The sequence below is a fragment of the Kitasatospora sp. NRRL B-11411 genome (assembly GCF_000721345.1).
GTDB classification, from domain to species: Bacteria; Actinomycetota; Actinomycetes; order Streptomycetales; family Streptomycetaceae; genus Kitasatospora; species Kitasatospora cineracea.
In genome coordinates this window covers 1-11,369 of sequence record NZ_JOGH01000089.1, presented here as the reverse complement: position 1 = coordinate 11,369, position 11,369 = coordinate 1, and the positions used below count along the sequence as shown (strand labels likewise).

At 76.3% G+C, this 11,369-nt stretch carries 10 protein-coding genes; 5 read left to right on the top strand and 5 right to left on the bottom strand.

What is annotated here, in order from left to right; translation table 11 throughout:
- Nucleotides 1-106: 106 nt before the first annotated feature.
- Complete coding sequence (locus tag IH44_RS43185) at nucleotides 107-436, bottom strand: hypothetical protein (protein ID WP_051817478.1); 330 nt, start codon at nucleotides 434-436, stop codon at nucleotides 107-109.
- Between the two features lie 21 nt (nucleotides 437-457).
- Nucleotides 458-2,167: a high frequency lysogenization protein HflD gene (locus tag IH44_RS0129155; RefSeq protein WP_232795129.1), complete on the bottom strand. Its 1,710-nt coding sequence runs from the start codon at nucleotides 2,165-2,167 to the stop codon at nucleotides 458-460.
- Between the two features lie 325 nt (nucleotides 2,168-2,492).
- Here IH44_RS0129155 and IH44_RS0129150 point away from each other — a divergent pair, with 325 nt between their 5' ends.
- From IH44_RS0129150 to IH44_RS0129140, 3 genes are all read left to right on the top strand, one after another.
- Nucleotides 2,493-3,938: a DUF4331 domain-containing protein gene (locus tag IH44_RS0129150; protein ID WP_030462744.1), complete on the top strand. Its 1,446-nt coding sequence runs from the start codon at nucleotides 2,493-2,495 to the stop codon at nucleotides 3,936-3,938.
- 67 nt (nucleotides 3,939-4,005) lie between these two features.
- Nucleotides 4,006-5,304, top strand: coding sequence for a tetratricopeptide repeat protein (locus IH44_RS0129145; RefSeq protein ID WP_030462743.1), 1,299 nt, complete (start codon nucleotides 4,006-4,008; stop codon nucleotides 5,302-5,304).
- A gap of 140 nt (nucleotides 5,305-5,444) precedes the next feature.
- On the top strand, nucleotides 5,445-5,807 hold the full coding sequence (locus IH44_RS0129140) for a MauE/DoxX family redox-associated membrane protein (RefSeq protein WP_030462742.1): 363 nt from the start codon (nucleotides 5,445-5,447) through the stop codon (nucleotides 5,805-5,807).
- A gap of 119 nt (nucleotides 5,808-5,926) precedes the next feature.
- Here the strand turns inward: IH44_RS0129140 and IH44_RS41600 are convergent, their stop codons facing one another.
- The 3 genes from IH44_RS41600 to IH44_RS0129125 all read right to left on the bottom strand — a co-directional run bounded on the left by IH44_RS41600 (nucleotide 5,927) and on the right by IH44_RS0129125 (nucleotide 8,080).
- Nucleotides 5,927-6,607 carry a hypothetical protein gene (locus IH44_RS41600; RefSeq protein WP_051817476.1) on the bottom strand — a complete coding sequence of 227 codons (681 nt, stop codon included), beginning with the start codon at nucleotides 6,605-6,607 and terminating at the stop codon, nucleotides 5,927-5,929.
- A 142-nt stretch (nucleotides 6,608-6,749) separates the two neighbouring features.
- Nucleotides 6,750-7,499, bottom strand: coding sequence for an anti-sigma factor domain-containing protein (locus IH44_RS0129130; protein WP_030462740.1), 750 nt, complete (start codon nucleotides 7,497-7,499; stop codon nucleotides 6,750-6,752).
- A complete protein-coding gene (locus IH44_RS0129125) occupies nucleotides 7,496-8,080 on the bottom strand; it encodes a sigma-70 family RNA polymerase sigma factor (RefSeq protein ID WP_030462739.1) in 585 nt (194 codons plus the stop codon). The genes IH44_RS0129130 and IH44_RS0129125 overlap by 4 nt, the downstream gene beginning before the upstream one ends.
- 235 nt (nucleotides 8,081-8,315) lie before the next feature.
- On the opposite strand from IH44_RS0129125, the gene IH44_RS0129120 reads away from it, so the two are divergent.
- Together IH44_RS0129120 and IH44_RS0129115 are read left to right on the top strand one after the other, a co-directional pair.
- Nucleotides 8,316-9,545 (top strand): cytochrome P450, encoded by a 1,230-nt coding sequence (locus IH44_RS0129120; RefSeq protein ID WP_035956732.1) that lies wholly within the window; start codon nucleotides 8,316-8,318, stop codon nucleotides 9,543-9,545.
- A gap of 381 nt (nucleotides 9,546-9,926) precedes the next feature.
- Nucleotides 9,927-11,369: serine/threonine-protein kinase (locus IH44_RS0129115; RefSeq protein WP_051817475.1), on the top strand; the 1,443-nt coding region annotated here is incomplete at its 3' end.

Below are 11,369 nucleotides of genomic sequence, written 5' to 3'. Positions count from 1 at the left end.
ACCCTGGCTCCGCGCACACCCGTCATTCGCAGGGCGGGGGCGGCCGGCTTGGTGCCGGTCGGCGACGTTCACCCGATCGGAGCAGTGCGGTGGGCGCGGGCCCAGGTCAGAGGCGGGCGGGGTCCCCGCCGAGGCGGGTGTAGAGCTGTTGCCAGGCGCGGTCCGCGGCGGTGGGCGGCTTCCCGTCGCAGTAGGGGGCGCGGCCGTTGGCGGTGTAGTAGCGCATAAGCTCCAGCACCGCGACGGTGTCGGCGTCCCGGCCCGCGGTGTAGCGGTCGGCGGGTTCGCGGGTCTGGTGGACGAGGCAGCTGGGCGAGGGGGTGGCGCGCTGGATGTCCAGGGCACCCCGGGTCGGGCCCGCGCACCCGGCCAGGAGCAGGGCCGGTACGGCCGCGAGGGCGAGCCCCCGGCCGAGCGCTGTCGAACGGATGGGCACGGCGGTTCTCCTGATGGTGCGTCAGAGGGCGGACGGCAGGCTGCGCAGGACCATGCCCGCGCCGACGGCGAGGACCAGCAGCGCGGTCAGCAGGGCGCTGTAGGGGGCGAGGCCGCGCAGCCGGGCCAGCGCCGGGTGGGTGGCGGCCGGGCCCAGGCGGTGCCCGAGGCCGACGAGCAGCAGTCCGGCTCCGGTCAGGGTCGCGGCCATGCCGACCCCGTAGGCGATCACCAGGGCCACGCCGAAGACCGTGCGGCCGAGGGCGACGGCGCCGAGCAGCACCAGCAGCGCGGAGGGACTCGGCACCAGGCCCCCGGCGACACCCAGGCCGATCAGCCGGCGCCGGTCCGCCCGGGCGGCCGGTCCGTGCCCGTGGCCGTGGTGGTGGCCGTGGCCGTGACCGTGCCCGTGGCGGTGCCCGAGCGGGCCGTGGTGATGGTGGTGGTGCTCGTGGCCGTGACCGTGGTGCTCGTGGCCGTGATCGTGGTGCTCGTGGCCGTGGTCGTGCGGCTCGTCGCCGTGATCGTGGTGCTGGTGGTGCTGGTGCTGGTGGCCGGTGTTCGGCGGGGCCGGTCGTCCGAGCGCGTGGACGGCCGTCCCGACGGGCACGGGCTGCGCTTCGGGCCTGCGCCGGTCGGCGGTCTCCGCGGTCGGGGCGTTCCCGGCCCGGTCGCGCCGGGAGCGCAGCGCGTCCCGCAGGAGCAGCGCGCCGACGAGGAGGACGAGTGCGCCGCTGACGGTGCCGAGGCGGGCCAGCAGGCGGTCTCCGGCGAGGGTGGAGAAGGCGGTGAGCAGCAGGCCGGTGGCCAGCACGCCCGCGGTGTGGGTGAGGGTGACGGTGGCGCCGACGGTGAGCGCGTCGCGCGGGCGGCCGCGTTTGCCGGCGAGGTAGGCGGCCATGACGGTCTTGCCGTGGCCGGGCAGCAGGGCGTGGCCGGCGCCGAGGACGGTCGAGAGCAGGACGGCGAGCAGGCCGAGCGGCAGGGTCAGGTGGCGGGCGGTGCCGAGCGAGGCGAGCCGGGCGTCGAGGGCGGCGAGCCAGGTGTTCGCGGCGGCGGTCGTCACCGTCCCGGCCCGTGCGGCGGGCCCGGTGCCGGTGCCGGGTCGGGCGCGGAAGGCGGCGGTGGTGACGCCTTCGGGGGTGTCGAGCAAGTCCCGCGGGTAGTCGCGCAGTTCGCGGCTGACGGAGGCGGCGGGGACGTCGGAGCGGTCGAGGACGGCGCCGTCGCCCCGGGCGGTGATCTCGTTCCAGCCGACCCGGGTGGGGTCGGCCCCGGTCTCGACGCGGAAGTCCGTGCCGTCCGGGGCGAGTTGCCGGTCGGCGTGCAGGTGGCATTCGAGGCGGCTGGTGCGCAGTCCGGCCGCGCCGTCCTGATACGCGAACCCGGCCGAGGCGACCGTCCAGGGGAGGACGGTGCCGTCGGCGGTGAGCCGGGTCCGGTGGGCGGCCGCGTCGCACCGGCCGGTGGCCCAGGCGGTGCGTTCGGCGGCGTCGACGGTGCCGTCGTGGTCGGTGTCGGCGGCGTCCTGCTCCTGGAGGGTGGGGATCTCGGCGAGGTCGGTGACGGCGAGCGCGTCGACGCCGTCGGCCCGGACGGTGAGTCCGAGGTAGTGGTTGACCGAGAAGTTGCCGAGCGGGTGGGCCCGGGCGGCCGGTGCGGCCAGGGCGGTGAGGGCGAGGGCCGCGGCGAGGGCGGCCCCGGTACGGGTCAGGGTGCGGTGGACTGCCACGCGGTGCCTCCGGGGTGCGGAACGGCGGTGGGCGCGGGTGCCCCGTGCGGGCTGGCGGCGCGGCAGGGTTTCGGCGCTGGTGCCCGCACACTGTCGCGGCCGTCCGCCCGCCGTGTCCACCGCCGTGCCCGTCCCGTCCGGCCGGACGGGTGATGCCGCTGGGCCGCGAGGGTGATCGCGGCACGCCGGAGGCCGGTTCGCGGCGAACCGGGTCCGAGGACGGAGGACAGTACGTGTCGGCCGACCCGCCGCACGACGTCCGTACGTCCCGCATTCGCCACGGATGCGAACGACCGTTCCTGACAAGGAAATCGGAGACTCCTTGATGAGCCTTCTTCGTCGATCCCCGGGTCGCAGCTCGGCGGCCCGCACGGCCGCGGTCCTCACCGCGCTCGCCCTCGGCATGGCCGGCACCACCCTGCTCGGCACCGGTGCCGGGACATCGGCGGCGTCCAGCCACCGCGAGGCGCCGCTGATCGCCGCCGACCCGCAGGTCGACAACACCGACGTGTACGCCTTCACCAGCCCCGACAACCCCGACACGGTGACGCTGATCGCCAACTGGTTGCCGTTCCAGGAGCCCAACGGCGGCCCGAACTTCTACCCGTGGGCGGACGGCGCGCACTACGACGTCAACATCGATTCGCAGGGCACCGGGCACCCCGACGTCACCTACCGGTGGACCTTCCACACCGAGGACCTGCGCGGCACCGACACCTTCCTCTACGACAAGGGGCCGGTGAACAACCTCACCGACGCCACCCTGCGCTTCCGCCAGTACTACACGCTCCAGGAGCTCCACCCGGACTGCGACCCGGTGACCCTGGTCGAGCACGGCCAGGTCGCCCCGTCCGACACCGGCCGGGCCTCGATGCCCGACTACGGGCGGCTGCGACAGCAGGCCACCGTCCAACTCCCGGGCGGCGGGCAGACGGTGGCCACCCAGGCCGCCGACCCGTTCTTCCTCGACCTGCGGGTCTTCGACCTGCTGTACGGCGGCAACCTCTCCGAGGTCGGCCAGAACACCCTGGCCGGGTACAACGTCAACTCCGTGGCCCTGCAGATCCCCAAGAGCCGCCTGGCGTACAAGGGCGACCCGACCCGCAACCCCGTCATCGGCGTCTGGTCGAGCACCGAGAAGCAGAGCATGAAGCTCGGCCCCGGCAAGGCCGACCCGGTCGGGCCGTACGTCCAGGTCTCGCGGCTGGGCAACCCGCTGGTCAACGAGGTCGTCGTGCCGGCCGGGCTGAAGGACGCGTTCAACGCGCTGCCCCCGTCCGAGGACCACAACCAGCCCGCGGTGGTCGCCAAGGTCCTCGACCCCGAGGTGCCCAAGCTCGTCCAGGCGGTCTACGGCCTGCCCGCGCCCGCCGCGCCGCGCACCGACCTGCAGGAGATCTTCCTCACCGGCATCGCCAAGGCCGCCAACGGCCCGCTCGCCGTCGACCTCAACTCCCAGCTGATGAACCGGGACATCGACCCGAACCGGTTCGTGCCCGCCGAGGAGCTGCGGCTGAACATGTCCACCCCGGTGACGCCGAAGCCGGACCGCCTCGGCGTCCTCAACGGCGACTTCCAGGGCTTCCCCAACGGCCGCCGCCTCGGCGACGACGTCGTCGACATCGCCCTGCAGGTCGTCGAGGGCGCCACCCCCGGCAAGTTCGTCCAGGCCCTCGCCGCGGGCGACAAGGTCAACGGCCCCGACCGGCCGTTCGGCGCGACGTTCCCCTACCTGGCCCTGCCCTACGACAAGGCCGTCAACCAGAAGTGACCGCCCGCGCGGTGGCCCCGGGCCGGGGCCGCCGCCGGCCGTGCCGCCGACCGAGGAACCGACTCCCGTGCGCCGTCTCCCCCTTGTCCTCGCCACCGTCCTGCTGTGCGGCGGCCTCGCCGCGGCCGGCGGCCTGGCCGGCCCGCCGCACCCGGCGCCCACCGCGCCCGCCGCGCCCGCCCACCCCGCCGCGCCGCCGCCGGGCGGCGCCCTCGCCGCGGCGATCGGCGCCGACCAGCAGCACCTGCGCGCCCGCCCCGACGACGCCACCGCCTGGGCGCGGCTCGGCGGCGAGTACGTCGAACAGGCCCGGCTGACCGCCGACGCCTCCTCCTACCCGAAGGCCGACGAGGCCCTGCACCGCTCGCTCGCCCTCGCCCCCACCGGCAACACCGACGCGCTCACCGGCCTCGGCGCCCTCGCCAACGCCCGCCACCTGTTCGCCGAGGCCGCCGACCAGGCCCGACGGGCCCTCGACACCGCCCCGCTGCACTGGCAGGCGTGGGCCGTCCTGACCGACGCCCGCACCCAGCTCGGCGACGACGCGGGCGCCACCGACGCCGCCCAGCACCTGCTCGACCTCCACCCCGGCACCGCGTCCTTCACCCGCGCCGCCTACGACCTCGAACAGCACGGCCGCCCCGAGGACGCCGCAGCCGCCCTGCACCGCGCCCTCGCCGACGCCTACGACCCCGCCGACCAGGCGTTCTGCCTCCACCAACTCGCCGAACTCGACCGGAACTCCGGCCGCACCGCCGACGCCCTCGACGGCTACCGCCGCGCCCTGGCCGCCGACCCCGCCTACACCCCGGCCCTGGCCGGGCAGGCCCGCGCCGAGGCCGCCCTCGGCCGCACCGACGAGGCCCTCGCCCACTACGCCCAGGCCGCCGCCAAGGTGCCGCTGCCCCAGTACCTGCTCGAACTCGGCGAACTCCACGAATCCCTCGGCCACCGCGAACAGGCCGCCGAGCAGTACCGGCTGCTGCGCGCCGAGGCCGACCTGGCCGCCGCGAACGGCGTCGTCGACGACCTGACGCTCGGCCAGTTCGAGGCCGACCACGGCGACCCCGCCACGGCCGTCCGGCTGCTGCGGGCCGAATGGTCCCGCCGCCACCACCCCCTGGTCGCCGACGCCCTCGCCTGGGCCCTGCACCGCACCGGCGCCGACCGCGAGGCCCTCGGCTACACCGACCTCGCCCTCGCCCACGGCTGGCGCAACGCCCTGTTCCACTACCACCGCGGCGAGATCGAACGGTCCCTCGGCCGCACCGCCGACGCCCGCACCGACCTGTCCCTGGCCCTGGCCACCGACCCGCAGTTCAACCCGCTCCAGGCGCCCCTGGCCCGGGCGGCCCTCGCCCCGTGACCGCCGGGGCACCGGGCCTCCGTCCGCGCCGGCCCGCCGTCCGCGCCGGCCCGCCGTCCGCGCCGGCGGTGTTCCGCTCCCGGGCGGCCGAAGCTACTCTTCGGTAGCAAATCTTTCGCCGACACGCACCGGGAGCACCGATGGCATCCGACCGTTCCGCCCGCCTGCTGGGAGGGCTGCTGCTGACCGCCGGAGTCGCGCACTTCGCCGCCCCGGAGCCGTTCGACGCGATCGTCCCGCGGAGCCTGCCCGGCTCGCCCCGGACCTGGACCCGGGTGAGCGGTGTCGCCGAGCTGGCCGTCGGCGCGGCCGTGCTCCTGCCGCGCAGCCGCCGGGCGGGAGCGCTGGCGGCCGCGGGCCTGTTCGCGGCGGTCTTCCCCGCGAACGTGAAGATGGCCTACGACTGGCGCCACCGCCCGGCCCCGCAGCGGGCCGTCGCCCTCGCCCGGCTGCCGCTGCAGGCGCCGCTGGTCGCCTGGGCGGTCCGGGTGGCCCGGGGCTGACCGGAGCTGACCGGGCATCAGCGTGACAAGGCGTCAGGACGTCAGGGCGTCGGGACGTCAGGGCGTCGGGACGTCAGGGCGCCGCCCCGCGGGTCAGGACCCGCGAGGCGGCGGACCGGTCAGTGGAGGGGGCCGCACAGGGCCGGGGCGGTGGCTTCCTGCGGCAGCATCGGGTTGAGTTCGCTGGGGCCGAGGATGTTGTCGTACTTCCCGTTGTGGTTGTAGTCGATGCCGTGGACGACCACGACCGCGTTGTCGGCCCGCACCTGCTGGGCGACGTCGCTGGTGAGCTGGATGGTCCGGGAGTAGTGGAACGCGCCGGTGGCGGGGAAGCGGTCGACGGCCAGCGCGCTGGCCGGGCTGGTGTCACCGCTGGTGGTCAGCGAGGTGCCGATCGGGCCGTAGGCGGGCAGGCCGTCGGTGGTGCTGATCGCCGGGTGCCCGTTGTGGAGGGTCGCGTCGTCGGCGTCCGGGCACTCACCGCTGCCCTTGACGTGGATGTGCATCGCATGCGGGGCTCCGCCCAGCAGCCCGCTGGCGTTGACGGTGATCTGGGCGCTGTTGTCGCTGTTGAGGCGGACGGTGGCCGTTCCCGCCCCGGTGACGTGGTTGCCGGGCACCGGCAGCAGGATCGCCAGGGTGAACCGGGAGTGGGCGGGGGAGAGGAACTTCGAAGCGGTGAAGGTGCTGCCGTCGCGGCCGCCCTGGTCGCTGCCGGGGCCTTCGTGGGCGACGGCCGGCAGGGCGGTGGCGCCGAGCAGCAGGGTGGTCAGGACGGGGGCGAGCAGTCGGAGTTTCATGGCGATCGGTCCTTGCGAGGGGTTCCGCGGTCCGGGCCCCGGACGTGTCCTGCGGCCCGCGATCGCTCTTCCTACCAGGGGTTCGCGGCCGCCCGGGCCGCGGATTGGTCCACCGGGCGGGGGACCTGCCACTGACCGGCCGTCAGGACAGGGGGAGCAGCATGATCGGCGCTCCGCTGGGGTGGGGAGAGCCGCCGGCGGGTTCGAGGGTGAGGCCGACGGCGTCGGCGCCGTCGGGCGTGCCGGTGAGCAGGAGGGTGCCGGTGCCGTGGGGCAGGAGGCCGGCGGGGCGCATCGTGCCCGCGTCGGCGAACCAGAGCTGGTAGGTGCGGCCCGCCGCGGGGTCGGGCAGTGCGGTGGCGAGGAACGCGGCCTGGGCGCGGGAGTGGGACCACACCACCGTCCCGGTGCCGGTCCCGCCGGTGGCGGCGGCGGTGGCGGTGCGGGCGTCGGGGGCGGTCAGCAGGTCCGCGAAGCGGTCCTGCTGCTGCTGGAGGGCGGCGGCCCGGGCCTGGGCCCGGTCGGCCTCCTGGTGCTGCTGGACGGCGACGGCCCCGGTGGTCAGGGCGGCGGCCAGGCAGGCGGCGAGCGCGAACCTCGGCCACCGCCGGCCCCACCGGTCTCCTTGCCGCTTCCCGCCCGCCCGCGGGGCGAGGGCCGGGGCGTCCTGACGGACCGTCGGCAGCGCGGCCATCACCGCGGCCTTCAAGGACGCGGGCGGCGCCGCGCTCTCGGCGGAGCCCAGCCGGGCCAGGGTCGCCCGGAACTCGGCGACCTCCGCGGTGCAGGACGGGCAGCTCGCCAGGTGCTCCTCGAAGCGCAGCGACTCCTGCGCCTCCAGGGCGTGGGCGGCGTACGCGCCGGTCAGGGTGTGCAGGTCGGCGGTGTTCATGTTCCTACCCCCAGGCAGTCGCGCATCCGGATCAGTGCGTCGCGCATCCGGGTCTTGACCGTGCCCAGCGGCGCGCCCAGGACCTCGGCGACCTGCGGGTAGGTGTAGCCCCGGTAGTAGGCGAGCGTCAACGACTCGCGCTGCAGCTCGGTCAACGTCTTCAGGCAGCGCCGCACCTGCTCCCGCTCCAGCCGGCCCTCGACCTGCTCGGCGACCTCGTCGAAGGCCGCAGCGTGCGAGGCGGCCGCGACCCGCTGCTCCCGGTCCGCCGCCGCCTGCGCGGAGCGGACCCGGTCGACCGCGCGGCGGTGCGCGATGGTCAGCACCCACGGCAGCACCTCGCCCCGCTCGGCCCGGTAGCGCACCGCGGTGCGCCACACCTCCAGCAGCACCTCCTGCGTCACCTCCTCCGACTGCGCCGGATCCCGCACCACCCGCCGCACCAGGCCGAACACCGGCCCGGCCACCGCGTCGTACAGCGACGAGAAGGCGTCCCGCTCCCCCCGGACCACCCGCGCGAGCAGCTCCTTCAGATCCGGTCCCGGCCGCGCCGGCCCGGACAGGTGCACCACCGTACCCATCAGCCCTCCACCACCGTCCGACTCCGCAGCACGACCACCATCACCCGCTCCTCCCCGCCCGCACGGCAGACCGGCCGACGACCGCGGGAAACGATCCCGACACCACATGTTCGGAGCGGGCCGGGCCCCGGATTGCCCGGCACCCCGCAGCGGCTCCCGGACGCCGACGGGTGGCGGGCGTCACGGTGCGCGGAAAGCCCCGCCCCGGGGCGGTCCGCGGTGCTACGTTGCCGCGGTGAACGCCCCCACCGCGCCGCTGTCGCTGCTGTCCGCCCTCCGGCCGCAGCACCAGGACCGGCTCTACGACTTCTACCGGGACCTGCGGGACACCGGCGAGCTCTTCTGGGACCGCACTCTGAACGCCTGGGTCGCCACCGGCCACGACGTGGTCAGCAGCACCGCGAGCGACCCGCGCTTCTCCTCGGTGCGCTACCCGGACCTCGCGGCGGTCTCCGCGGAACTCCGGCCGCTGGCAACGGTCCTGAGCCGGCAGATGCTCTACAGCGACGCCCCCGACCACACCCGGCTGCGCTCCCTGCTCAGCCGGGCCTTCACCCCGCGCGCGGTGGCCGCGCTGAGCGGCCGGATCGCCGAGGCCGTCGACCTGGTCCTCGCCCGCGCCGAGCCGACCGGCCGGCTCGACGTCGTCGCCGACCTGGCCCGTCCGCTGCCGCTGGCCGTCATCTGCGACCTGCTCGGCGTCCCCGAGGCGGACCGGTCCGCCCTGTCCGCCTGGTCCGACCCGATCGCCGCGGCCATCGGCAGCTCCCGGCTGGACGCCGAGGAGAGCCTGGCCGCCTCCCGGGCCATGGAGCAGATGCTCGACTACCTGCGGGGCGTCCTGACCCGCGACGACGGCCCGCCCGCACCGCACACCCTGCGCGCGCTGCTGAGCGCCGGCGCCGAGGACACCGGCCAGGACTTCGACGAACTCCTCGCCAACTGCGCCCTGTTGCTGGTGGCCGGCCACGAGACCACCACCCACTTCATCGGCAACGCCGTCCTCGCCCTCCTCCACCACCCGGAGGCCGCCGACCAGTTGCGCGCCCGGCCCGAGCTGATCCCCGGCGCCGTCGAGGAACTCCTGCGCTACGACAGCCCGGTGCAGCTGATGCTGCGCCGGGCCCGGCACGACCTCGACCTGGCGGGCCGCACCATCGCCGCCGGGCAGGCCGTGCTGCTGGTGTGCGGCGCCGCCAACCGGGACCCGGCGGTCTTCCCCGACCCCGACCGGCTGGACTTCCACCGCCCCGCCGGCCGGCACGTCGCCTTCGGCTACGGACCGCACTTCTGCCTCGGCGCCGCCCTGGCCCGGCTGGAGGGCGCCATCGTGCTGGAGGCGCTGCTCACCCGCCTGCCCGACTGGAAACTCGACGGCCCCGCCCCGGCCTGGCAGCGCAGCCTCAACTTCCGCGGCCTGACCGGCCTGGAGGTCTCCTTCACCCCCACCCCGGCAGGGCCCTGACGACGGAGGGCCGGGCGGGCGGCGGACGGACGGCGGACGGGTGGGCAGGCGGCGGACGGGCGGACGGACGGGCGGCGGGCAGGCGAACGGCGGGCGGCGCTCGGGCGGGCGGACGGGCAGGCGAACGGCGGGCGGCGCTCGGGCGGGCGGACGGACGGCGGGATCCGGCGAGCGCTCCGGCCCGGTCCGCGTCGGCCGCGCCGCCCGGTACCGCGCCCCAGGCCCCCGTCCGCCCGGTACCGCGACCCGGTCGCCGTCCACCGCCCGCCGCCCACCGGGTAAAGTCCACCGCCCGCCGGGCGAAGTCCGCGGCCCGGTGGTGCAGTTCGGAGGCACCGGCCCCGGTCGTGCGGACACCCCCGTTCGCTAGCATGCGCGTCCATGACACCACGTGGGGGAACCGAAGGGGCCGGGTTCGACCTGGCCGGGAGCGGGGCCGAGGCCCTGGAGGGCGAGGATCCGCGGGAGATCGGCGGGATCCCGCTGCTGGGGCGGCTCGGGGCCGGCGGCATGGGGCGGGTCTACCTCGGCGTCGTCGGGGGCCGGTACGCCGCGGTCAAGCAGGTGCTGCCGCAGTTCATCGAGGACCAGGACTTCCGGCGGCACTTCGGGCACGAGCTCGACAACCTGGCGCGCCTGCCCGCGGAGGCCACCGCCCCGCTCCTGGCCGCCGACCGCGAGGGCCGCCCGCCGTGGCTGGCCACCGCCTACGTGCCCGGCCTCACCCTGGAACGGGTCCTCGCGGTCAACGGCGGCCCGCTGGACGTGGCCCGGCTGTGGCTGCTGCTGCGCGAGACCGCGACGGCCCTGCGGGCGGTGCACGCCCTGGGCATGATCCACCGGGACCTGAAGCCCACGAACCTCATGCTCACCGCCCGCGGCGCGACCCTCATCGACTTCGGCATCGCCCGGGCCGCCGACCAGAGCCGGCTCACCCGCACCGGCATGGTGCTCGGCACCCCCGCCTACATGTCCCCCGAACAGGCCGGCAACACCGGCCCGTTCACCCCGGCCGTCGACGTCTTCGCCCTCGGCGCGCTGATCGCCTACGCCGCCACCGGACGCCCGCCCTTCGGCGAGGGCTCCGGCGTCGACATGCTCTACCGCATCGTCCACACCGAGCCCGACCTCTCCGCCCTGCGGGCCCTCTCCCCCAACCTCGCCGAGACCGTCGCGGCCTGCCTGGACAAGGACCCCGCCGCCCGCCCCACCGCCGACCGGCTGGCCCGGCTCGCCGCCCAGCAGGGCCCCTCCCCCGTGGAGGAGATCGGCTGGCCCGAACCCGCCATGGGGCTGCTCCTGGCCCGCGCCGCCTTCGCCGAGCGGCCCGTGCCGTCCCCGCCCCCGGTCTCCCGTACCTCGGTGCGGACCAGGGCCCTGCGGGTGGTGCGGCCCCGGACGGAGTCCGGCCGGCGCCGCCGGCTCGTCCTGTTCGCCGTCCCCGTGCTGCTGGCCGCCGGGGCGACCACCGCCGTGCAACTGCTCCCGTTCGGAACGCCGCCGCGCACGATCCAGGGCGGGCAGCCGCCCGCCAGCCCGGACGGGAGCACCGGCCACCCGAGCGGCACCCCGGCCGCCGGGACGTCCGGCACCCCCTCCGGCTCCGGCACCGCGCCGGACCCCGCCGGCTCCTCCCCCACCGACCCGGCATCCACCGCGAGCACCATCCCGAGCAGCCCGGACGGCAGTCGCAGCCCGAGCGCGACCACGACCGCGACCGGCAGCGCGAAGAAGTCCACGCCCCCGCCGCCCCCTGCTCCGAAGCCCCCCCCGCCCCCCCCCCCCACACCCGCCAAGGGGTACGGCCCGCGCTGCGGGTACGGC